General features: G+C 66.0%; 13 protein-coding genes. 7 read left to right on the top strand and 6 right to left on the bottom strand.

Annotation, left to right across the window (positions count from 1 at the left end; all coding sequences use genetic code 11):
- Positions 1–202 precede the first annotated feature (202 nt).
- Positions 203–3436: an Rne/Rng family ribonuclease gene (locus ACFFJ6_RS19510; RefSeq protein ID WP_378390904.1), complete on the bottom strand. Its 3234-nt coding sequence runs from the start codon at positions 3434–3436 to the stop codon at positions 203–205.
- A 698-nt stretch (positions 3437–4134) separates the two neighbouring features.
- Here ACFFJ6_RS19510 and ACFFJ6_RS19515 point away from each other — a divergent pair.
- The 4 genes from ACFFJ6_RS19515 (at position 4135) to ACFFJ6_RS19530 (ending at position 10284) form a co-directional block, all read left to right on the top strand.
- Positions 4135–5433 (top strand): N-acetylmuramoyl-L-alanine amidase, encoded by a 1299-nt coding sequence (locus ACFFJ6_RS19515; protein ID WP_378390906.1) that lies wholly within the window; start codon positions 4135–4137, stop codon positions 5431–5433.
- Between the two features lie 194 nt (positions 5434–5627).
- Positions 5628–8123 (top strand): penicillin-binding protein 1A, encoded by a 2496-nt coding sequence (locus ACFFJ6_RS19520; protein ID WP_378390908.1) that lies wholly within the window; start codon positions 5628–5630, stop codon positions 8121–8123.
- A 118-nt stretch (positions 8124–8241) separates the two neighbouring features.
- Positions 8242–9373, top strand: a protein-coding gene (gene prfB / locus ACFFJ6_RS19525) for a peptide chain release factor 2 (protein ID WP_378390910.1) whose coding sequence is annotated in 2 segments (ribosomal slippage) — positions 8242–8310 and positions 8312–9373 — 1131 coding nt in all. Because the reading frame shifts where the segments join, the coding sequence is not laid out codon by codon here.
- A gap of 2 nt (positions 9374–9375) precedes the next feature.
- Complete coding sequence (locus ACFFJ6_RS19530; protein ID WP_378390912.1) at positions 9376–10284, top strand: NAD(P)-dependent oxidoreductase; 909 nt, start codon at positions 9376–9378, stop codon at positions 10282–10284.
- A 7-nt stretch (positions 10285–10291) separates the two neighbouring features.
- On the opposite strand, the gene ACFFJ6_RS19535 is transcribed toward ACFFJ6_RS19530, so the two are convergent.
- A complete protein-coding gene (locus tag ACFFJ6_RS19535) occupies positions 10292–11674 on the bottom strand; it encodes a peptidoglycan DD-metalloendopeptidase family protein (RefSeq protein WP_378390914.1) in 1383 nt (460 codons plus the stop codon).
- A gap of 86 nt (positions 11675–11760) precedes the next feature.
- Positions 11761–12423: a peroxiredoxin gene (locus ACFFJ6_RS19540; protein ID WP_378390916.1), complete on the bottom strand. Its 663-nt coding sequence runs from the start codon at positions 12421–12423 to the stop codon at positions 11761–11763.
- Between the two features lie 189 nt (positions 12424–12612).
- On the opposite strand from ACFFJ6_RS19540, the gene ACFFJ6_RS19545 reads away from it, so the two are divergent.
- Together ACFFJ6_RS19545 and ACFFJ6_RS19550 are read left to right on the top strand one after the other, a co-directional pair.
- Entirely contained in the window at positions 12613–16332 is a 3720-nt protein-coding gene (locus ACFFJ6_RS19545) for a YhdP family protein (protein ID WP_378390918.1), read from the top strand.
- A 486-nt stretch (positions 16333–16818) separates the two neighbouring features.
- Positions 16819–18480 carry an amidase gene (locus ACFFJ6_RS19550; RefSeq protein WP_378390920.1) on the top strand — a complete coding sequence of 554 codons (1662 nt, stop codon included), beginning with the start codon at positions 16819–16821 and terminating at the stop codon, positions 18478–18480.
- Positions 18481–18602: 122 nt separating this feature from the next.
- Here the strand turns inward: ACFFJ6_RS19550 and ACFFJ6_RS19555 are convergent, their stop codons facing one another.
- From ACFFJ6_RS19555 to tyrS, 3 genes are all read right to left on the bottom strand, one after another.
- Positions 18603–19166: a cytochrome b gene (locus ACFFJ6_RS19555; protein ID WP_378390922.1), complete on the bottom strand. Its 564-nt coding sequence runs from the start codon at positions 19164–19166 to the stop codon at positions 18603–18605.
- Positions 19167–19360: 194 nt separating this feature from the next.
- Positions 19361–20590: an MFS transporter gene (locus ACFFJ6_RS19560; RefSeq protein ID WP_378390924.1), complete on the bottom strand. Its 1230-nt coding sequence runs from the start codon at positions 20588–20590 to the stop codon at positions 19361–19363.
- Positions 20591–20668: 78 nt separating this feature from the next.
- Positions 20669–21925, bottom strand: coding sequence for a tyrosine--tRNA ligase (tyrS, locus tag ACFFJ6_RS19565; protein WP_378390926.1), 1257 nt, complete (start codon positions 21923–21925; stop codon positions 20669–20671).
- Positions 21926–22082: 157 nt separating this feature from the next.
- Between tyrS and ACFFJ6_RS19570 the strand changes: the two genes are divergently transcribed.
- Complete coding sequence (locus ACFFJ6_RS19570) at positions 22083–23186, top strand: anhydro-N-acetylmuramic acid kinase (protein ID WP_378390928.1); 1104 nt, start codon at positions 22083–22085, stop codon at positions 23184–23186.
- Positions 23187–23264 lie beyond the last annotated feature (78 nt).

Genomic DNA, 23264 nt, shown 5'->3' on the forward strand with positions numbered 1-23264 from the left:
GCGACCGGCGCGCGGCCGATGCCTAGAGGCCCAGCTGCGCCGCGCACCTCAGACGGATGCGAGACGGGCCGAGAGCCAAGCTTCACCGCGTAACGGCTTGCGCCTTGCCAGCGGAGTCGCCTCTGCGCGTCCGGCTGCTCTTCACATGAAAATGCCCGCGACGAGCGCGGGCATTTTGCAGAAGTTGATTGGTGACGAAGGCTCAGTTGCCGCCGCCGAAGCGGCGGGACCACCAGCCGGCGCGGCGCGGCGCTTCCGGCGTGGGAGCGGCAGCGGCCTGCGGTTCGGGAACCGGAGCAGGAGGCGTGGCTTCGACCGGCGCGGTCTCGACCGGGTCAGATTCGATCGCCAGCGGCGTGGTGACTTCGGGCTTCGCCTCGGAGCTGCTGCCGAAATTCACCTTCTCGCGAACCGTCGAGCGGCGGCGGGCCGTGCGCTCGGCAGCGGTTTCCTCGGCCACAACGGAAGCGGGCTCGCTGACCACGGGCGCCGGGGCAGGCGCGGGCGCAGGCTTCTCGGCGCTCTCGACCTCCGCAGCGACAGCCGCGGGAGCCAGCGGAGCAGGGGCTTCGTCTTCCGTGTCGGGCTCGTGACGCTTGCCGAGCCAGGGCTCGTCGGAGGTCTCGGCCGCAAGAGTTTCGTGGGTGGCTTCGGTATCGGCGGCAGCCTCGTCGGACTGGTCCGCTCCACCAAACTCGTCGGTCGCGCCGAGTGCGGCCTCATCGCCGCCTTCCTGACCACGCCGGCGACGGCCACCACGGCGGCCGCGACGGCGCGGACGACGTTCGCCATTCGCCTGGTCGGCCCGGGCTTCGCCGTCGGCCTCGGTCGCCTCGTCGGTTTCCTCGCCTTCGCCTTCGTCCTCGGCAACAGCTTCACCGCCCTCGGCAGTGAACGCGGCCTCGCCCTCCTCGGGCTGCCCGCTGGCCTCGCGGCCTTCACCGCCACGCGACCGGCGGCGCCGACGGCGCTTCCGCTTGCGCTCGCCACCTTCGCCCTCGGGGCTTTCGCCCGCGGCTTCGTCGGTCAGGCCGATAGTCTCGTCGGTTTCGATCTCGGCTTCGAAGTCGTAGCCTTCATCGTCAGTGTAGGGTTCGTCAGGTTGTGCCGGGGAGGCTGCGACCTGTGCAGCCAACAACGCCTTGGCGGCCTCCAGCGTATGGACCTGCTCGCCGCGATCGATCACGAACGACTGCTGTCCGCTCACGGTCGGGTCGGCGATCACCGACAACGACACCTTGAAGCTGGTCTCGAGATCGCGGAGATGGCCGCGCTTCTGGTTGAGGACGTAGAGCGCGACGTCGGAGCGAGTCCGCACGATCAGATTGTGGGTCGCGCCCTTCATCAGGATCTCTTCGAGGCCGCGCAGCAATTGCAGCGCAACCGAGGAGACCGAGCGGACGTGGCCCGAACCGCCGCAATGCGGGCACGGCTCGGTCGAGCTTTCCAGCACGCTGGCGCGGATGCGCTGGCGCGACATTTCGAGCAGGCCGAAATGCGAGATGCGGCCGACCTGGATGCGGGCGCGATCCTGCCGCAGGCAGTCGCTGAGCTTACGCTCGACTGCGCGGTTGTTGCGCTTCTCGTCCATGTCGATGAAGTCGATGACGATCAGGCCAGCGAGGTCGCGCAGCCGGAGCTGCCGGGCGACTTCTTCCGCGGCCTCCATATTGGTCTTGAGCGCGGTGTCCTCGATGTGGTGCTCGCGGGTCGAACGGCCCGAGTTCACGTCGATCGAGACCAGCGCTTCGGTCTGGTTGATGACGATGTAGCCGCCGGAACGGAGCTGCACGGTCGGCGAGAACATCGCGTCGAGCTGGCTCTCGACGCCCATCCGCGAGAACAGCGGCTGGCCGTCGCGATACAGCTTCACCGCGCGCACGTTCGACGGCATCAGCATGTGCATGAAGTCGCGCGCTTCCTGATAGCCGGCTTCGCCGGCCACCTGAATTTCGTCGATCTCCTTGTTGTAGAGATCGCGCAGCGAGCGCTTGATCAGCGAGCCTTCCTCATAGACCAGCGTCGGCGCCTGCGACTTCAGCGTGACGTCGCGGACCGTCTCCCACATCCGGATCAGATATTCGAAGTCGCGCTTGATCTCCGGCTTGGTGCGGGTTGCGCCGGCGGTGCGCAGGATGATGCCCATGCCTTCCGGCACGTCGAGATCCTGAACCACTTCCTTGAGGCGCGAACGATCCTGCGCCGAAGTGATCTTGCGGCTGATGCCGCCGCCGCGCGCGGTGTTCGGCATGAGCACAGCGTAACGGCCGGCGAGCGACAGATAGGTCGTCAGCGCCGCACCCTTATTGCCGCGCTCTTCCTTCACGACCTGAACCAGCATCACCTGGCGGCGCTTGATGACTTCCTGAATCTTGTACTGACGGCGCGGGCGGAACGCGCGCTCCGGCACTTCCTCCAGCACGTCGTCGCCACCGACGGATTCGACGATGTCTTCCTCGGCGTCGTCGTCCTCGTCGTCGTCACCTTCGACGTCGCTCTCGGCGATCTCGTCGCCTGCGTCGTGGCCGTGATCGTCCTCGCCGTGCTCATGGTCGTGTTCGTCATCATGCGCCGCATCGGCGCTGTCGGCGAGCGGGAACGGCGCGTCGTCGGCGTAGCCGGACGGGCTTTCGGAAAAGTGACCTTCGGACGCGTGGTGCTCCGACGCGTGCTCTTCGGCAGAATGGTCGTCTGCACTATCCGCCTGCGACGCGACCGGAGCAGCGGATTCGGGCTCGGCCGGCGCTTCTGCGACCGCATCGGCAGCGATCGACGGCGCGGCATGTTCGCCCCCGTTCGCGCTCTGATCGTGGTGATCGTCTGGCGCCTGATCGGAACCCTGAGCCTCGTGACCTTCGGCCTCGGCGCCCGAAGCCTGAGCGGCTTCATGCTCCGGCAGTTCGTGCATCAGCGGCTGGTGATCGCCGTGATCGTGATCATGATGCGCATGGTCGTGATCAGCGTGATCGTGATCGGCGTGCAGGTGGCCTGCCTCGCCGTGATCGGCGGACAGATCGTGCGGCTGGTCGGCCGCGGCCTCGATGATCTCGCTTTGCACCCGCTCGCCATTACCGCGGCGGCGATGGCTGCGATGCCGCGAACGCCGGCGGCTGGAGCGCTGCTCGCTCTCTTCCTCGGCTTCGCGGTGGGCGCGTTCGTCGGCCTCGATCAGAGCCTGCCGGTCGGCGACCGGGATCTGGTAGTAGTCCGGATGGATTTCGCTGAAAGCCAGGAAGCCGTGGCGGTTGCCGCCGTATTCGATGAACGCCGCCTGCAGCGAGGGTTCGACCCGGGTGACTTTGGCGAGGTAGATGTTGCCGCGCAGTTGTTTGCGCTGGGCGGTTTCGAAATCAAACTCTTCGACGCGGTTGCCGCGGACCACGACCACCCGGGTTTCTTCCGGGTGGGTGGCGTCGATCAGCATCTTGTTTGGCATTTTTCAACTCTTGGCGGCGGAAAGCGCGCGAGACGGCCAGCGCAATGGGCGCGGCCGGATAACGCGACGGTCCACCTGATTCGGGGGTGAGGGGAAGGCCGAAACGCAACTCACCGCGCCGCGCCGGAGTGGGACCCGAGGCATCGCGCGTAGCGAAGCGGTTGCTTCGCGGCGGCGCGGCCTTTGCGTGGGTCCGGTTCGGCATCGCAATTTGGCGCATCAAGCGTCGGCCCGTCTGAACGAGTGGCGGCAAAGCGTCCGCCGTGTCTTCTTGCTGAAGGACCGGCCTCGCGCCGAAGCGCTCACCGGCATGGATCATCCGGCCTGTGGAGGCCGGACTGGTCGGTCATGAAGAGTCTGAACCGTCCCTGGTACGAAGAAGCCCGGGGACCGGACGCCGCTCGGGCCTCACCGACGTTCCTGCCTGATCGCGCGCTGCGCTGACGAGGAGGGGCCGGAAAAACGCAAAATCCCGCTTCTAGAGGTTTCGGGGATCGGGCGCTGCACCAAGAGGCTGAACGCGACACAACCGGAGGATTAGACCGTCAGCATGAGATACATACGTGGATTGGCTCGCGCTTGCAAGGAGAGCGTCGCCGGCCGGTCACACTGCAGCTTATTCGAAACGCGTCGCTTAAGAGCCGATTAACCACGCAGTTCTATTGCGGTAGAAGACCAGCGGAGAGGGGCTCGAATCCTTGCAGGGGCGCGCAAATCATTTTGTTTTGTTCCGCGCCCTCCTGGCGTGCGCTGCAGCATTGCTGTGCCTGCCGGTTTCCGCAGCCCCCGCGCCCGAACAGCCGGCGCCGGCAGCCGTCCCCAACAACAGTTTCCCGATCGCCACCGACGTCCGGCTCGCCGGCGACGACACCCAGACCCGTTTTATAGTCGATCTCGACGCCAAGGTGCCGATGCGGGCTTTCACGCTCGCTGACCCGTATCGCGTGGTGATCGACCTGCCACAGGTCAATTTCCGGCTCCCGGCGGCGGTTGGGGCGTCGGGGCGCGGTCTGATCAAGGCATTTCGCTACGGCCTGGTGATGCCGGGCGGCTCGCGAATCGTCCTCGAGCTCAACGGCCCCGCCAGGATCGCCAAGGCCGACATGCTGGACGCCGCGAATGGCCAGCCGGCCCGCATGGTGATCGAACTCGATTCGGTCGATCGAACCGCGTTCGACGCGCAGCTCGGCGCCGAAAAGGGACCCGAACTGCGCCCGTCTGTCGGTGCGGCCGATGTGACGGCCTCGGTACCCGGCGTCGAAACGCCGAAGCCTGACGTCGCGAAGGACGATCCGCGGCCCGTGGTGGTGCTCGATCCGGGCCATGGCGGGATCGACAACGGCACGCAGTCCTCGAACGGCATCGCCGAGAAGACCCTGGTGCTGGAATTCGCCCTGGCGCTGCGCGACCAGATGGAAAAGGGCGGCAAATATCGGGTGGTGCTGACCCGTGCCGACGACACCTTCATCCCGCTGAACGACCGGGTGAAAATCGCCCGCGCCCGTGGGGCGGCGCTGTTCGTGTCGATCCATGCCGACGCGCTGCCGCGCGGCGAGGGCGACGCCCAGGGGGCGACGATCTACACCCTGTCCGACAAGGCCTCCGACGCCGAAGCGCAGCGGCTGGCCGACGCCGAAAACAAGGCCGACGCGATCGGTGGCGTCAATCTGACCGAAGAGCCGACCGAGGTCGCCGACATCCTGATCGACCTGGCGCAGCGGGAAACGAAGACCTTCTCGAACCGCTTCGCCCGCACGCTGATGCGGGAGATGAAGGGGACCACCCGGCTGCATAAGAATCCCCTGAAATCGGCTGGCTTCCGGGTGTTGAAGGCGCCGGACGTGCCCTCGGTCCTGCTCGAGCTTGGTTACGTGTCCAACAAGGGCGACCTGCAGCAGCTGGTTTCCGAGCAATGGCGTACCAAGACCGTGGGCGCGGTCTCGCAGGCGATCGATTCGTTTTTTGCCAAGCGGGTGGTCTCGGCCAAGCCGGACTGAACGTTTCCCGGCGATCGCCGGAGCCCTAGTTTGGCCACAGCGTAAGTTCTATAAGATCACCAGTGCTGTTCGTGATTTCGGCCTGAATCGAGGCCGGTCCCGGCGGGCGTGAGGGCAGGGTTGCGGACCGGGCCAATCTCGTTCAAGGGACATTTCGCCGCGTTGCGCGGTCCTCGGGATACGGAACTCCATCGATGCGCTTTCTGCTGCGGTTCTTCGGCTTTTTGTTCGCAGCCGGGACGATCGTGTTTCTGGTCGGCGTCGCCGCTGCGGCCGGGCTGATCTGGCACTTCTCCAAGGACCTGCCGGACTACTCTCAGCTTCAGGATTACGAGCCGCCGGTGATGACGCGCGTCCATGCTGCGGACGGCTCCCTGGTCGGCGAATACTCCAAGGAGCGCCGGCTGTACCTGCCGATCCAGGCGGTCCCCAAGCTGGTGATTAACGCCTTCCTCGCGGCCGAAGACAAGAATTTCTACGAGCACGGCGGCATCGATTATTCGGGCATGGCGCGCGCCGCGCTGCTGTACGCCCAGAACATCGGGTCGAACCGTCGCCCGCAGGGCGCTTCCACGATCACCCAGCAGGTCGCCAAGAACTTCCTGCTGACCAACGAGGTGTCGTTCACCCGCAAGATCAAGGAAGCGCTGCTGGCGATGCGCATCGAGCGGGCCTATTCCAAGGACCGCATCCTCGAACTGTATCTCAACGAGATCTATCTCGGCCTCGGCGCCTACGGCATCGCCGCTGCCTCGCTGGTGTATTTCGACAAGTCGGTCAACGAGCTGACGGTCGCCGAAGCGTCCTATCTGGCGGCGCTGCCGAAGGCGCCCGCCGCGCTGCATCCGATCCGCAATCACGACCGCGCGGTCGAGCGGCGCAACTACGTGATCGATCGTCTGCTGGAAAACGGCTGGATCAAGCAGGCCGACGCCGACAAGGCGCGCAAGGAGCCGCTGACCGTTGCCACCCGTGGCACCGGCGCCCACACCTTCGCGGGCGAATATTTCGCCGAGGAAGTCCGCCGCGACATCCTCGAGCGCTATGGCGAGAAGAAGCTTTACGAAGGCGGCCTGTCGGTGCGCGCCACGCTCGATCCCAAGCTGCAGGTCGAGGCCCGCAAGACCATGACGGCCGGACTCGTCAAATTCGACGAGGCGCAGGGCTGGCGCGGGCCGCTGTCCAAGCTGGACGTCAGCGGCGACTGGGGAGTCAAGCTCGCCGAGGTCAAATCGCTGTCGGATATCTCGCCCTGGCGCATGGCCGTGGTGCTCGAAACGTCGGACCAGTCGGCGCGGATCGGCTTCCAGCCCGGCCGCGAACTCGGCGGCGCGGTGTCCAAGCAGCGCGAGACCGGACTGATCACGCTCGACGGCGTGCGCTGGGCCAAGGCCGCCGCAGGTCCGCAGCGCGGACGGACACCGACCACGGTGTCTCAGGTGCTGTCGCCGGGCGACGTGATCTATGCGGATCCCTTGCTCGACAAGGAAGGCAAGATCGTCGACGGCCAGTACCGGCTGCGGCAGATCCCCGAAGTCTCCGGCGCGATGGTCGCGATGGACCCGTCGACCGGCCGCGTGCTGGCGATGGTCGGTGGCTTCTCGTTCGACCAGAGCCAGTTCAATCGCGCCACGCAGGCCTATCGGCAGCCGGGCTCGTCGTTCAAGCCGCTGGTGTACTCGGCGGCGATGGACAACGGCTACACGCCGTCCACCGTGGTGATCGACGCACCGATCGAAATCGACCAGGGGCAGGGCGTCGGCGTGTGGCGGCCGGAGAACTACTCCACCGGCAAGTATTACGGCCCGACGACGCTGCGCAACGCGCTGCAACGCTCGCTCAACACCGTGACGGTGCGGCTCGCGCAGGACATCGGCATGCCGCTGATTGGCGAATATGCCAAGCGGTTCGGAGTCTATGACGAGCTGCCGAACTACCTGTCGTATGCGCTTGGTGCGGGCGAGACCACCGTGATGCGGATGGTGACGGCCTATTCGATGTTCGCCAATGGCGGGCGCCGGGTGAAGGCGACGCTGATCGATCGCATTCAGGATCGCTACGGCCACACCATCTTCAAGCACGACCAGCGCGAATGCCGCGGCTGCGACGCGCCGGAGGGCTGGAAGAATCAGCCCGAACCGCAACTCGTCGACCGCCGCGAGCAGGTGCTTGACCCGATGACCGCCTACCAGATCACATCGATGATGGAGGGCGTGGTTCAGGCCGGTACCGCCACCGTGTTGCGCGAGGTCGGCAAGCCGATCGCCGGCAAGACGGGCACGACGAATGACGAGAAGGACGCCTGGTTCATCGGCTTCTCGCCGGACCTCGTGGTCGGCATCTATTTCGGCTACGACAAGCCGCGCAATCTGGGGCGTGGCGCCACCGGCGGCCATCTCGCCGCACCGGTCGCCAAGGACTTCTTCAAGCTGGCGCTGGCCGACAAGCCGGCGGTGCCGTTCCGCGTCCCGGCCGGCATCAAGCTGATCCGCGTCGACGCCAAGAGCGGCATGCGCGCGGGTCCGGGCGACGGCGGACGCACGATCCTCGAGGCCTTCAAGCCCGGCACCGCGCCGCCCGACAACTATGCGGTGATCGGCGTCGCCGATGCCGACGGTCGCCAGCAGCAGCCGGCGCCGCCGCCTGACGATCGCGGCTTCTTCCGCCCCGGCACCGGCGGCCTTTACTAGATCGGCGCGCAATCGCCACGCGGTTGATCGCGGCGATTGCGCTTTGCCGCCGCGCCCGCTAAATCGCCCCCATCATCCCTGCGGCCACGATGGCCGCAGCGTCGCCATCAGAGTTTCCATGCGCGCAGAAATCGAACGCCTTGTCGAAGAGATCAAGCAGTCAGTCGGGCTGCTGAGGAGGCATCTTTGACGTCGATCAGTCGACGGTCCGCCTCGCGGAGCTGAACAAGCTCGCCGAAGATCCCGACCTCTGGAACGATCCCCAGAAGGCCCAGAAACTGATGCAGGAGCGGACCTCGCTGGAGGATTCGCTCACCGGCATCGGCAAGGTCGAGCGTGAGCTCGCCGACAATGTCGAGATGATCGAACTCGGTGAAGCCGAGGGCGACGACAGCATCGTCAAGGAAGCCGAGGACGCGCTGAAGGCGCTGAAGAAGGAAGTCGCGCGTCGCGAGCTGGAAGCGCTGCTGTCCGGCGAAGCGGATCGCTTCGACACCTATCTGGAAGTCCACGCCGGCGCCGGCGGCACCGAGAGCCAGGACTGGGCCTCGATGCTGCTGCGCATGTACACGCGCTGGGCCGAAAAGCATGGCTTCAAGATCGAGTATCTCGAAGAGTCCGAGGGCGAAGAGGCCGGCATCAAGTCTGCGACGATTCAGATTTCCGGCCACAACGCCTATGGCTGGCTGAAGACCGAGGCGGGCGTTCATCGCCTCGTGCGGATCTCGCCGTTCGACTCGAACGCGCGCCGCCACACCTCGTTCTCGAGCGTGCAGATCTTCCCGGTGATCGACGACAGCATCAAGATCGACATCAAGGAAAGTGACGTGCGCACCGACACCATGCGGTCCGGTGGCGCCGGAGGTCAGCACGTCAACAAGACCGAGTCGGCGGTGCGGCTCACGCATATTCCGACCGGCGTCGCGGTGGTCTGCCAGGCCGGCCGCTCGCAGCACAAGAACCGTGCCCAGGCGTGGGACATGCTGCGCGCACGCCTGTACGAGATCGAGCTGAAGAAGCGTGAGGAGCAGGCCGCCGCCGATCAGGCCGCCAAGACGGAGATCGGCTGGGGTCACCAGATCCGCTCCTATGTGTTGCAGCCGTACCAGATGGTGAAGGACCTGCGCACGGGCGTGCAGACCTCCGACACCGCCGGTGTGCTCGACGGCGACCTCGACGAGTTCATGGCCGCAACCCTGGCGCAGAGGGCGTTCGGGACCGGGCCGGGAGCGGTCGAGGACGTGGACTAAGCGTGGGCGAGGGCGCTCCCGCCAAGGTCGCCTTCCTCGGCCTCGGCAAGATGGGCCGCGGCATGGCCGGCCGGTTGCTGGACGCTGGCTTCGAAGTCGCGGTGTGGAATCGCAATCCCGCCAAGGCCGACGAACTGATCACCCGCGGCGCGCGCCGCGCGGCAACGCCGGCCGAGGCCGCCCGCGATGCCGAGGCGATCTTCACGATGGTCGCCGATGACAATGCTTCCCAGTCCGTCTGGCTGGGAGCTGGCGGCGCGGCGACGGAGGTAAAGGCGGGTGCTCTGGCGATTGAGTGCTCGACGGTATCGCATCAGCACGCGCTCGATCTCGCCGCAGCGCTGCGCGCACGCGGCCTCGTTTACATCGATTGTCCGGTCACAGGTTTGCCACAAGCCGCGGCGGCCGGAGAATTGACGCTGCTGGTCGGTGCAGACCCCGGCGATCTGACCAAGGCGAGGCCTTTTCTCGCCCCGCTGGGCCGTACGATCCGCCACTTCGGCCCGGTCGGCTCGGGCACGGTCTACAAGCTCATCAACAATCTGATGGGCGCGATCCAGATCGCTGGCATCGCCGAAGGCATCGCGATCGCCGAACAGGCTGGCCTAGACATGGCGTTAGTACGCGAGGCACTGGAGAGCAGCGTCGTCGCAAGTCCGCAGGTGTTGCGCCACGCGCCGCGCATGATCGCGCGCGATTTCTCCGACGCGACGTTCACCGCCGCGCTTCGGCACAAGGATGCGGAGTATGCGCTGAAGCTGGGCGAAAAGCTCGTGCCGCAGCTTCCGCTCAGCCGCGCCGCCGTGGAGGCCTATGCCGCCGCCAAAGCCGCTGCGCCTGACGAAGACGAGGGACGGCTGATCGAGTTGCTATCAGCCGGCACATCACCGGCCAAGCGCGGGCTCAGCTGACGCCGAGCTAAGTCGCTCCCGCCAGCCGCACCCCCGCGCGCAGAAACTTCTGCGGATCGACCGCTTCGCCGTCGATGCGGGTTTCGTAGTGCAGATGCGGGCCCGTCGAGCGGCCGGTGGAGCCGACTTCGCCGATCACCTGACCGATCTGGATGCTCTGGCCGACCTTGGCGATGATCTTCGACAGATGGCCGTAGCGGGTCGACAGGCCGTTGCCGTGGTCGATCTCGACCATCTGGCCGTAGCCGCCGGCCCAGCCTGCGCTCACGACCTTGCCGATCGCGGTGGCGCGGACCGGATCGCCGCTCGACGCGCGGAAGTCCAGGCCGGTGTGCATGGCCGGGCGGCCGAGGAACGGGTCGCTGCGGATGCCGAAGCCGGACGAGAACTCGACCTGTCCCAGCACCGGCTTGCGATACGGCACCAGCGACAGCGCGCGGTTGAGGCGATCGAGCTGAGCGCGGCCGACATTGATCCGATACAGCTGGCGGTCGAAAGCGCTGGCACTGGACGAGGGCGCCTTCACCGGGACGAATGGGCCGCCGACGCCGGCGCGTGGCGCAGAGGCTTCCAGGCTGCGGGAGTCGAGGCCGAGGTCGGTCAGCACGCCGCGCATCCGGCGCGCGCGGGACTCGAAGGACTCTTCGACCGAGCCGAGCATGGCGATCTGTCGCCGTTCGATCTGGTCGAGCGATTGGTCGAGTTTCGACAGCGCGGTGCCGACACCCTGCGCCTTGGCGTATTGCGTCGTCGGCAGCGCCGGAGCGGTCGCCGGCGTCCGCGACTCCAGCCGCGCCTCGCGGTCGGGCGGGGCGACGAAGATCACGGTGTCGTTGATCGGCGAGGGCTTGAGCGGGCCGGCGGGAGCCTGCTCGGCAGCCGGCGTCCGGCCGCTCTTGATGCTGCCGGTGACGGCGACGTCGGGCAGGCTGCTCAGAGCGTTCGCGCGCGACTCCAGCATGCTCTGGCGACGCATGATCTGGTCGAGCTTCTGGTCGAACTGCTCCTGGTCGAGCAATTGCCGGCTGGTGGTGCGATCCACCTTGGCGCGGAGCTCGGCGATGCGATCCTCATAGGCGTACTGCATCTCGGCCTGGCGGGCGATCAGCCGGGTCAGTACGTCGTCGCGGAACGCGAAGTAGGTCGCGGTTGCGGCCGACCAGACGCCCAGCGCGACGATCGTGCCGACGACGATCCAGAACACCACGGGCCCGATCCGCACCTGCTTGCCGGCATGGGCGATCGTGTAGCTGCTGCCTTCGGCGGCCGACACCGTTGCGGGCCTCGGCGGCTGGGAGGTCTGATGCGGGCGCGGCGCCCGATGCGGGCGGCCGTGATGTGGTGCGTGGTGCTGAGGGTGGTCGGGCTGGTGACCGGGACGGTAGGACATCGATACTCCCGCGCCGACAGAACAGGTCGTCGGCTCAACGCGCGGGCAGATTTGACCCCCTCATGGTTAATTTTCGGAAAAGGGAGTCACAACAATTGTGCGGCTGCGAGGACCTGATCGGCATGGCCGTCAACCTTCACGTTGCGCCAGATCCGGGCGACCTTGCCGTCCCGACCGATCAGAACCGTGGTGCGAATGATCCCCTCGAACTTGCGGCCATACAATGATTTCTCGCCCCAGGCGCCGTAGGCCGCGAGCATCTCGTGGGCCGGATCGGAGAGCAGAGGAGTGGTGAGGCCGTGCTTGTCGCGGAACGAGTCCTGCGCCTTCACCGAGTCGGCCGAGACCCCGACGATGTCCGTGTCGCAGTCGGCGAAGGCGGGCTTCAGCCGGGTGAAGTCGATCGCCTCCTTGGTACAGCCGGGGGTATTGGCGCGCGGGTAGAAGAAGATCACGAGCTTCCGGCCTGAAAAGCTTGCCAGGGTTACGGATTCGCCGCCGTCACGGGGCAGCGTAAAGGCAGGCGCCTTGGCGCCCTCGGCGAGGCCTCCGGTGACCGCAGCCTTGGCTGGTTTGACCTGGCTGGCTGCCGCGGTCTTGCTGGATGAGGCCGTCTTGGTCTTGGCCTTCGCGGCAGCGTCACCCGGCGAAACGGGTGTTGCCGAGCGTTTCCGGGCGGGCGCAGGTTTCGCCACGGCTCCCTTAGGTGCCGACGGCCTTGAGGGATTCTTGCGCGTTTGCTTGGACATACGCCTTCCTTTCGTCGCTTTCAGCAGGTCAAACAAGCGTCGCGGAGATTGCTGCGGCGCTGCCACTGCTGGGCAAATCCGTCAGCCTCAGGATATGGTTGCAGGGATTCGTCGTCCCGGCCACACGATTGTTGCGTAGGCCTTCCGGGCCCGGCGGCGATTCATGAGTTCAACCGGGGATAGGCAGAGATGCCGCCACAGGAGCGTATCCTGCGCGTCGGCGCGCAAACCTCCCTCGGCGATCAGGCTGCGACCGAGCGCGTGCATCGAGAGGCTATGGCCAGCTACCCATCGCCCGACGCTTCCGGGCCGCATTCCCGGCGTGACGACGATGACCACCATCGCTGGCAGGATGGCGAGTGGGATCACGAACACGAGGAGGCGTGCCGCAACCGCGCCCGCAAGCTTCTGTCCCGCCCCAATCTCGGATTGCACCGCGTCGATGACTCGATGCGCCGGTGGGGGCACCGGCTGGCCGGCGCGCCTTGGATCAAGCGGACGGTCGTCGCGCTGCTGGTGGTCGGCTTCGTCCTGGCAGCCGGCTTCGGCGGGTTGTGGCTGCGGCTCGGCGCCGGGCCGATCAATCTCGATCTGGCGACGCCCTGGCTCGCCGACGCCATTGAAGAGAATATCGGCCATGGCAACACCGTCGAGGTCGGAGGCACTCAGATCGAGCGTGCCGGCCGGATAAGGGTCGCCGTCCGGATTCGCGATATCGTCGTACGCGACCGCGATCATGTGATCGTCGCCACTGCGCCCAAGGCCGAAGTCCGGCTGTCCGGCTGGGCGTTGCTGATGGGCCGGTTGCGGGCCGAAAGCCTTCGGCTCGTCGATGCCGAACTGGCGATCCGGATCACGCCGGACGGTCAGGTGACGGTATCGACCGGCGATACGGCACGGCCGATTGCCACTGGCGTTGCCTCAACACGCCGGTCGCCGGAGTTCACGCTACCGATACAGCCGCCGACAACGGCCCCCGGCGGCTCGCCGCCGACCGGGCAAGCGGGCAAGGCCGCTCCGGCCGATAGCGGCGATGCGATGAAGAGTCTGCTCGCGGGACTCGACTGGCTCGACAGCCTCAGCCTGACGGGGCTCGATGGGCAGAACCTCGACGAGATCGGCCTCAAGAACGGCAACCTCGTTGTCGACGATCAGCAGCGCGGCAATCGCTGGAACTTCGAGAACATCAGCCTGAGCTTGCGCCGACCGAGCCGGGGTGGCGTCGCTCTCAGCCTCGGCGAGGAGGGCAAGAAAGCCTGGTCGCTGCGGGTGCAGGTCGGCCCGCCGCAGGACGGCGTCCGCTCGGTCGAACTGCACGCTAACCAGGTGCCGACTCGCAATATCCTGTTGGCGCTGCGTCTGAAGAACCTCACCTACGGGGCTGATTTTCCGTTGACCGGCGATCTGCGGGGCGAGATCGGCCGTGATGGTTTGCCGACCTATTTCCGCGGCAAGCTGATGGCCGGCGCCGGCACCGTGACCGATTACGATACGCCGGACTACCCGATGGCGATCGACCAGGCCGAATTCAATTTCGAGTGGGATGCCAATCGTCGGGTGCTGATGGCGCCGTTCAAGATCATCGCTGGCGCCAACCGGATCACGCTGCTGGCTTCGCTCGAGCCGCCGAATGGCAGCGCCACCGATTGGCGCCTCGGCCTATCCGGCGGCACCATCGTGCTGCCTGGTGTCGAGGGCGAGACGCCGCTGATCTTCAACCGCATCGCGGTGCGTGTTCGCTTCGATACCGAAGGCCGCCAGATCGTGCTGAGCCAGGCCGACTTCAGTAACGGCGAGATCAGCGTCGCCGGCTCGGGGAGCGTCGACTATTCGGGCGAGCCTCGGCTCAAGCTCGGTTTTGCCGGCACGCCGATGTCGGTCTCGGCATTGAAGCGGATTTGGCCGGTCCTGATCGTGCCGGAAGTTCGCGAATGGGTGAACGAGCGGATCGAGAAGGGGGCGGTGCAGAGCATCGACATCGCCGTCAATTCGCCGGTGAAGAACCTGTCTCGGCGCGGCCCACCGATCCCGGACGAGGGACTGCTGGTCAACATCATCGGTACCGGTGCCACGATCCATCCGGTCGACGGTCTGCCCTCGGTGCGCGATGCCGACATGAGAGTTCGTGTGACGGGTCGCACCGCATCGGTCGCGATCGCGCAGGCCAATGCCGATACGCCGAGCGGTCGCCGCGTGGCATTGTCGGACATTCTGTTCGAAGTGCCGGACATGGCGCCCAAGCCGTCGCCGTCGCGGATCAAGTTCAAGCTCGACGCACCGGTCCCGGCGATTGCCGAGCTGCTGTCGTCGGGGCGCCTGAGCGACGTGGCCAACGTGCCGATTGATCCGGGCACGACCAAGGGATCGGTCAGCGCTCAAGTGACGCTCGGGATGCCGATCCAGCGCGAGCTCACCAAGGCCGACACCAGCTACACGATCAATGCCGATCTCAACGGCTTCGCCGCCGACAAGATGGTGATGGGGCAGAAGCTCGAAGCGAATACGCTGAAGCTGATCGCCTCCAACCAGGGCTATCAGGTCAAGGGCGACGTGAAGATCAACGGCCAGCAGGCGACGCTCGACTACCGCAAGCCGGCGGATGGCGACGCCGACGTCAAGCTGCAGGCGACCCTCGACGACGCCAGCCGCGCCAAGCTCGGCTTCGATCTCGGGCCGGCCGTCTCCGGTGCCATGCCGGTGAAGCTGTCCGGCAAGATGGGCGACAACGAGCAGGACACCAAGCTCGGCCTCGACATCGATCTCACCCAGATGAAGTTCGACAACGTATTGCCCGGATGGACCAAGCTGTCGGGCAAGCCGGCCCGTGCCACCTTCAACGTCGTCAAGAAGCCGCAGTCGACGCGGTTCGAGGACATTCAGATCGAAGGCAGCGGCACGCTGATCAAGGGCTCGCTCGAGGTCGACGAGGATGGCGACATCATCAACGCGAACTTCCCGGTGTACTCGCCGTCGGAAGGCGACAAGGCTACGATGAAGGCCGACCGCGGGACGGACGGCGTGTTGAAGGTAGTGGTGCGCGGCGACGTGTTCGACGGTCGCGGCTTCATCAAATCCGCGCTGTCCGGTACGCAGCCCGAGCCGAAGAGCAAGACCAAGAGCCTCGACTTCGACCTCGATCTCAAGCTCGGCGCCGTTGCCGGCTATTCCGGCGAGGCGATGCGCAGCGTCGACGTCAAACTGGTCCGCCGCAACGGCGCGTTCCGGACGTTCACCTTCAGCGGCAAGCTCGGCCGCGACACGCCGATCACCGCGGACCTGCGCGGCAAGAACAAGGGGCGTGAAGTCGTCTATCTCGAGACCAACGACGCCGGCGCATTCTTTCGCTTCTCCGACACCTATTCGAAGATGTATGGCGGCCAGCTGGCGCTGGCGCTGGAGCCGCCGACCGCAGAGCCTCGCGAGAAGGAAGGTCTGATCAACGTCCGCGACTTCACGGTGAAAGGCGAAGCTGCGCTTGAGCGCGCTGCCGCAGGTGCGCCGGGTGGCACCTCGGGCGGTCTGGCGTTCTCGCGGCTGCGCGCCGAATTCACCCGGCAGAACGGCCAGCTCACCGTCCGCGACGGCGTGGTCAAGGGGCCGACGATCGGCGCGACGATCGAGGGCTCGATCGACTACCCCGCCAACCAGGTGCGGATGAGCGGCACTTTCGTGCCGATGTATGGGCTGAACAATATGTTCGGACAGATCCCGATCGTCGGCCTGTTTCTCGGCGGCGGCAGCAACGAGGGGCTGATCGGGGTGACCTACGAGGTGGTCGGCACGCCGGGCCAGCCGATGCTGCGGGTTAATCCGATTTCGGCGATGGCGCCGGGTGTGCTACGCAAGATCTTCGAATTCAATACGGGCCGACAGAACAACAACGTCGACTTCCCGACGCCGCCGAACTAGGCGCTGGGCTCAAGCCGTAGGCGGCGTCCGCCGTCCTCTGACGATGACCGCCCTGAGCAAGGGTAGGGAGCGCGCGGAGGGGACGGAGGCGGAAACACATTCCGAAGAAACAATAGGCCATATTGAAAAGTAGCCTGGCCCGACTTGCACCTCCGCGCCCACTTCACCCGTCAAATCCCCAGGATTGGACGGTGCCTACGAATCAACGAAGAGCTGTATCTTCGCAAGTAGCGTGTGCAAGTAATTGGATGATGGGCGGTCGACTTCCTCACGGATCATGTCGAGTTGATCGTCAGACATCTGCGTAGTCAGCCCATTCGGGAGTCGTCCCGTGCACCATGCAGAGCCTGCTGCGTCTGACGTGCCTGGTATCTCATCCAAGGTATCTCATCCAACGCCCGTTGGCTGCTTCCCAATGGGGTTTTGCCTATCACGCGGCGATCGCAGCCAAGTTCGCCTCCGGCCTGGCGCGGCGGGCGATCTACAGTGCGATTCCGTCCTGAGGCGAGGGCGTACGAGAGGAGCCGTTGTTGGTCACGCCTTTGTCGGCGCGCAACAGCTCGTGCAAGAGAGGTCGACATGGACAAGACCAAGACAAGGTTCGAGACCGCGAACAACGCCATGGAGATGGACAAGCGGAGTGTCATCGCCGCGCTGATGGCTGCGCCGTTCGTGCTGAAGTCGGGTCTCGCAGCGGCGGCATCGGATAGTCCAGCCGCGGAAGCCGCATCCACCGCCCCGCTCTGCTATGCATCGGTCGATGAACTCAAGGCGATGTTTCAGGCCGGCAAGGCCTCGCCGGTCGATCTTCTGAAGGCGCAGATCAAGCGCATCGAAGCGCTCAATCCGAAGGTCAATTGCATCACCTACACGCATTTTGACCAGGCGATGAAGGAAGCCCAGGAATCCGAGGCGCGCTACCGGCGCGGCGAGGCAAGGCCGCTGGAAGGGATTACGGTCGCCCTCAAGGACGATGCGAGCCGGGCAGGCTGGAAGACGACGCAGGGCTCGCTGCTGTTCAAGGATGCGCCGCCGGCCACCGAAAACGTCGCTATCGTCGACATGCTAGAGGCCGCTGGTGCCGTCATGCCGTTCCAGACGACCGTGCCGGAGTTCTATCTGTTCGTCGGCGCATCCACCCGCGCCTTTGGCACGACCCGTACGCCTTGGAATCTGGCATATTCCCCGGGCGGGTCGTCGGCGGGATCGGGAGCGGCGCTTGCTGCAGGCTTCGCGACGCTCGCCACGGGGTCGGACATGGGCGGCTCGATCCGCTTGCCCGCCTCGCAAAACGGCATCTATGGCTTCCGGCCGACATTCGGGCGGGTCGCAAGCGGCGAAGTTCCGATGGCGACCAACGGTCCGATGGCCCGTCGCTTCGACGACCTGGTCCATCTCCAGAACGCCATCGTCGGTCCCTCCGAGAAATGCATGGCCGCAATCCGGCCGCGCCTCGACTATCCCGCCCGATACGCGGACCTGTCGGGGTGGCGCATCGCCGTGGACTGGGGCGCCGACATCGCCGAGGTCACGCCGGCGATGAAAGACGCGATGCTGAGAGGCATCGAGGCGCTCCGCGCCGCCGGCTGCGTTGTCGACGAAGTGGACTGCGGGTTCTCCAAGAAGGACTTCAACACCTACGCCCATGGCCTGATGGCGACGTCCATCGGCGTGCTCGTCGGCATCGCTAACGGCGGTCGTGATCAGCTCTCACCCTATATGACCGACATTCTCGATCAGGTCGCCGGCGCAGCCGCCGGACCACGAGAGGCCGACGCAACCGAGGCGTTGCTGGCGCGCTGGCACCTCCAGGTTCAGCAGCGAGTCTATGGCAAGGGCTATCGCATCCTGCTGATGCCGACCATGGCGACGTCCCTCGTCGGCGCCGACATGTTCAAGAGCAAGGACAGCAATGTGCCCCTGTTGGAAGGCAGCGGGCTGGCTTATGCGCTGACGTGGCCGTGGAATCTGCTCAACCGCTATCCGATCGTGGATGTCCCGCTCGGCATCGTCGAGGACCGCATGCCGGCAGGCATGCAGGTCATCGGACAGACCTTCAGCGATCTCGACACCTTCCAGTTCGCGTTCAACTGGTCTCGTCTGGCGCAGCCGCTGTTCGCCGACGGGCGTTTCCCGACCTTCGCCTGACGGGCGGCTCACTGCTGCCGACATTCCGGCGTGAGGCTAATCCTGCGAGGCGAAGCAATCCATTCTTCGAGGCCCGAGCCTCTGAATTGCTTCGCCGCCGTGCAAAGATGTGTGCGGAACGATTACTTGCCGCGCAGCCAGGGGACCATGCGGCCGAGCGTGGCGTCGTGGCGGAAGTACTGGTGCCACAGCGCGCCGGCGATGTGGATGCCGACCACGGCCAGCGTCACCACGAAGATCGTCTCGTGCGCTTCGTGCAGAAAGCCGGCGGCCTGCTTGTTGGCTTCGAACAGCGGCGGGATGCCGAGCAGGGTGACGCCGCGGCCGGCGGCGAGTACCATGGCGAGCCCGGACGCCGGTACGGCGAGCAGCAGCAAGTACAGCAGGCCATGGCTGATGCGCGCGATCACCTCCGTGATGCGTGGCGACGGCACCAGCTCCGGTGCGCCGCGCACGCGGATCCACAAGATGCGCAACGCTGCGACACCGAGCACAACCACGCCCAGCGCCTTGTGCCAGTCCATGATTGTCACCCGCAGCGGGTCGGCCTTGTCGAGGCTGCCGGCATATTTCACGAGAACGAACAGCGCGATCACGGCGAAGAAGATCGCCCAATGTAGCAGCACGGCGAGAGCGCCGTATTCGCTGGGCCGTTTATCGGCGGAATCGAGGGTGGTCGTGGTCATGATGTCTCCCGAGGCGTAGCTGTTGTGCGCAAAAGCCCTACGGCGCGAGCTGCGCGCGATGCCATCATGCGCAAGCCTGTCGATCCGGCATCTGATCGAGCGCAAATTCCGGGAACACAATTTGCTGATCGGCGTGTCCGGCGACGCGATGCCGCAGGTGGTGCGATTAGTTGCGAGTGGTTCGCAAAATTCGCCTAGCGCTCCCGCAGCGCCGGCACAACCAGGAACGGGATCATGCCGAGCAGCACCGCGACCAGCGCGAATGCGATCACAGGGTTGTAGCTGGCGCTGAGATCGTGGATCAGGCCGCCGCACCACGACCCGAACGCCGAGCCAAGCCCGCTGCCGATTGCGATGGTGCCATAGATCAGGCCGACCTGCTTGCCGTGAAACACCTTCATGGCAGTCGCCGTGATCAGCGGCCCGCGCGAGCCGATCATGCTGCCGAAGCACAGCACGAAGCCGGAGAGCACGACGTAGTTCGGGTACCATTGCAAAAGCCACAGCAGCACGATGCCGGCGATCGAGATCGCATAGCTGAACAGGATCGATGGCCGCCGTCCGATCACGCCGTCGAGCCAGCTCACGCTCAGCATGCCGATCACCAGCACGACGCCGGAAAAGCCCCAGGCGGTCGCAGCCTGCAGCGGCGGGAAGCCGGCATCGACCAGATAGGCCACCACCTGCGCCGAGATCGCGTACATGCCGATCGCGGTGAAGAAGAAGGTGGCGAACAGCGCCCAGAAGGCGTGATGGCGGATTGCCGCGCGCAGCGTCCAGCCGTCGTCCGGCGCTTCCAGCGTCGCTGCGCGCGACATGCCGGCAGCACCGGCTGAATAGCGCCGCCACGGCAGCATCAGGAGCGGCGCGATCAACAGCAGCATCGCGGCGCCGAGCAGCTCGTAGGCGCCGCGCCAGCCGGAGCGGTCGATCAGCACCTGCGCGATCGGCAGCATCACCAGGACGCCGGCGCCGGTCGCGGAATACACGACGGCCATCGCAGTCGGCAGGCGCGGGCCGAACCAGCGGCCGAGCAGAATCGAATTCGGCACGTTGCCGGTCAGCGCGATGCCGAGCCCGACGCAAAGGCCGACGGTGATTTGCAGGTGCCAGAGTTGTTGCGCGATGGCTGCGCCGAGGAAGGCGCCGCCGAGTAGCAGCAGGCCGAGCATGTAGACGAGGCGAGGGCCCGAGCGGTCGAACAGCCGCCCGACGAAGGGCGAGGCGAGGCCCGAGCACAGTGCCGTCAGCGAATAGATCGACACCACCTCGGCGCGGTCCCAGCCGAAGGATTGCGAGATCGGCAGAAGGAAGACGGTGAAGCTCTCGCCGAGCCCGCGGCCGAGCAACGATAGCACGAAGCAGACGCCGAGCACGGCGAGGCCGGTGCGCTGCGACGCGCGCGAGGGCGGCGTAAGGTCCAAGAGCGATCCTTCCCGGGAAGCGTTTGCGCCATGGAGCGCGCTTCCGCCGGAAAAGAACAGCGCCCGCAGCGAATGGGCCTATGCAGGCTTCAGCAGCACGTGCTTCTTCTTGCCCATCGACAGCTTGATCACGCCGTCGGCGGTGAGATTCGCGGCCGTCAGCGCCATCTTCTCGTCGGTGACCGCGACGTCGTTGACCTTGAGGCCGCCGGCCTTGATCTGCCGCCGCGCCTCGCCATTCGACGCGACGAGACCGGCCTTTTCGGCGAAGGCCGCCAGCACGCCGATGCCGGCTTCGAGTTCGGTGCGGGCGATCTCCACGCTCGGCAGATCCTGCGCAGTGCCGCCCTGTTCGAACGTCGTCCGGGCGGTCGCTTCGGCTTTCTCGGCCGTCTCGCGGCCGTGCATCAGCGCGGTCGCTTCCGTCGCGAGCACCTTCTTGGCGTCGTTGATCTCGGCGCCCTGCAGCTTCGACAGCCGCTCGATCTCGTCCATCGGCAGCAGCGTGAACAGCTTGAGGAAGCGGCCGACGTCGGCATCCTCGGTGTTGCGCCAGTACTGCCAGTAATCATAGGGCGACAGCATGTCGCCGTTGAGCCAGACGGCGCCCGCGGCGGTCTTGCCCATCTTGGCGCCGGAGGCGGTGGTCAGCAGCGGGCAGGTCAGCGCATGGAGCTGGTGCGTGCCCATGCGGCGGCCGAGATCGACGCCGTTGACGATGTTGCCCCACTGGTCGGAGCCGCCCATCTGCAGGTTGCACTTGTAGCGACGCGCCAGCTCGACGAAGTCGTAGGATTGCAGGATCATGTAGTTGAATTCGATGAACGACAGCTCCTGCTCGCGATCGAGCCGCAGCTTTACCGAATCCATCGTCAGCATGCGATTGATCGAGAAGTGGCGACCGACGTCGCGCAGCATCTCGATGTAGTTCAGCTTGGTGAGCCACTCGGCGTTGTCGGCCATCACGGCGTCGCTGGCGCCGTCGCCGAACTGGATGAACTTGGAGAACGTGCCCTTGATCGACTCCTTGTTGGCGTCGATCTGCTCGTAGGTCAGGATCTTGCGGGTTTCGTCGCGGCCGGACGGATCGCCGACGCGGGTGGTGCCGCCGCCCATCAGCGCGATCGGCTTGTTGCCGGTCGCCTGCAGCCAGTGCAGCATCATGATCGACAGCAGGTGGCCGACATGCAGTGACGCCGCGGTGCAGTCGTAACCCACATAGGCCACCACCTCGCGCTTCGCGGCGAGCGCGTCGAGCGAATCCGGGTCGGAAATCTGATGAACGAAGCCCCGCTGCTGGAGCACATTCATAAAATCTGACTTAAAGGCGGCCATATGTATCGATCTCTGATCACTGATCCTTCACGTTCGGCGCAGATCGCGCCGAACGTGGTGCAGGAAGGTCTTTCAGGCGGGTTACCGTGTGGCATTATAAGAACTGGGTGTTCGACACAAGTTGGACCTTCCGCAGCGTTCGGAAAGGCGCGACACCATGATGCTGACCGCGATCGGACTGATGAGCGGGACCTCGCTCGACGGGGTCGACGTCGCCTTGATCAAGACCGACGGGCGGCGGGTCTCCGCGCTCGGACCATCGGGTTATCGGCCCTACACCGAGGCCGAGCGCGGGGTGTTGCGCCAGGCGCTGGCGGAGGCGGCCCAACTCGATCGCCGCGACGCGCGGCCGGGGATTCTCGCCGAGGCCGAGCGCTCGGTGACGATCGCCCATGCCGAAGCGGTAGCGGCATTCGTGGCCCAGCACGGCATCGCCAATGATTCTGTCGATCTGGTCGGCTTTCACGGTCAGACCGTGCTGCACCGGCCGGCGTCGAAGCTGACGGTTCAGATCGGTGACGCGCAGGCGCTGGCGAAGGCGATCCGCCTCCCGGTGGTGTACGATTTCCGCGCGGCCGATGTGGCTGCCGGGGGACAGGGGGCACCGTTCGTTCCGGTCTATCACCGCGCGCTGGCCCAGTCGCTCGGGCGCGAGGGGCCGGTGCTGGTGGTGAATATCGGCGGGGTGTCCAACGTCACCTTTATCGATGGCAGCGACACGCTGATCGCCTGCGACACTGGTCCGGGCAATGCGCTGCTGGACGATTTCGTGTTCCGCACCATCGGCAAGGCGTTCGACGGCGAGGGCAAGCTGGCGGCGCAGGGGCAGGTCGACGAGGCCTGGCTGGCGCAGGCGCTGCAGCATCCGTTCTTCGCCAGGCCGGCGCCGAAGTCGCTCGACCGCAACGATTTCGCAGCGCTGGGACTAGGCGACTGGTCGCCCGCCGATGGCGCTGCGACCCTGACGGCGTTCACGGCCGGGGCGATCGCGGCGATCCTGCCGTTGCTGCCCAAGCAACCGCACAGCGTCGTCATCACCGGCGGCGGTGCTCGCAATTTGACGATGATGCGGATGCTGCGGGAGCGGCTGGCGCCTGCGAGCGTCGAGAGCGCCGACGCGCTCGGCTGGTCGGCGGATGCGATGGAGGCGCAGGCCTTCGGTTTCCTCGCCGCCCGCGGCCTGAAAGGCCTGCCGCTGAGCTATCCGGCGACCACCGGCGTCGCATTTCCGATGACCGGCGGGCTGTTGGCGCGTCCTTGATGTAAGCCGTCATTGCGAGGAGCGTAGCGACGAAGCAATCCAGCCCGGTGCATTGGGCTGCTAGATTGCTTCGCTCCG

It is taken from the genome of Rhodopseudomonas telluris, from assembly GCF_042432815.1.
Classification (GTDB): domain Bacteria; phylum Pseudomonadota; class Alphaproteobacteria; order Rhizobiales; family Xanthobacteraceae; genus Rhodopseudomonas; species Rhodopseudomonas telluris.

Excerpts from the sequence above, each read along its gene's own strand:
- ACFFJ6_RS19520 (WP_378390908.1), top strand. The coding sequence starts at position 5,628 with ATGCGCTTTCTGCTGCGGTTCTTCGGCTTTTTGTTCGCAGCCGGGACG.
- ACFFJ6_RS19510 (WP_378390904.1), bottom strand. The coding sequence starts at position 3,436 with ATGCCAAACAAGATGCTGATCGACGCCACCCACCCGGAAGAAACCCGG.
- ACFFJ6_RS19540 (WP_378390916.1), bottom strand. The coding sequence starts at position 12,423 with ATGTCCAAGCAAACGCGCAAGAATCCCTCAAGGCCGTCGGCACCTAAG.
- ACFFJ6_RS19545 (WP_378390918.1), top strand. The coding sequence starts at position 12,613 with ATGCCGCCACAGGAGCGTATCCTGCGCGTCGGCGCGCAAACCTCCCTC.
- ACFFJ6_RS19570 (WP_378390928.1), top strand. The coding sequence starts at position 22,083 with ATGATGCTGACCGCGATCGGACTGATGAGCGGGACCTCGCTCGACGGG.
- ACFFJ6_RS19555 (WP_378390922.1), bottom strand. The coding sequence starts at position 19,166 with ATGACCACGACCACCCTCGATTCCGCCGATAAACGGCCCAGCGAATAC.
- ACFFJ6_RS19535 (WP_378390914.1), bottom strand. The coding sequence starts at position 11,674 with ATGTCCTACCGTCCCGGTCACCAGCCCGACCACCCTCAGCACCACGCA.
- tyrS (WP_378390926.1), bottom strand. The coding sequence starts at position 21,925 with ATGGCCGCCTTTAAGTCAGATTTTATGAATGTGCTCCAGCAGCGGGGC.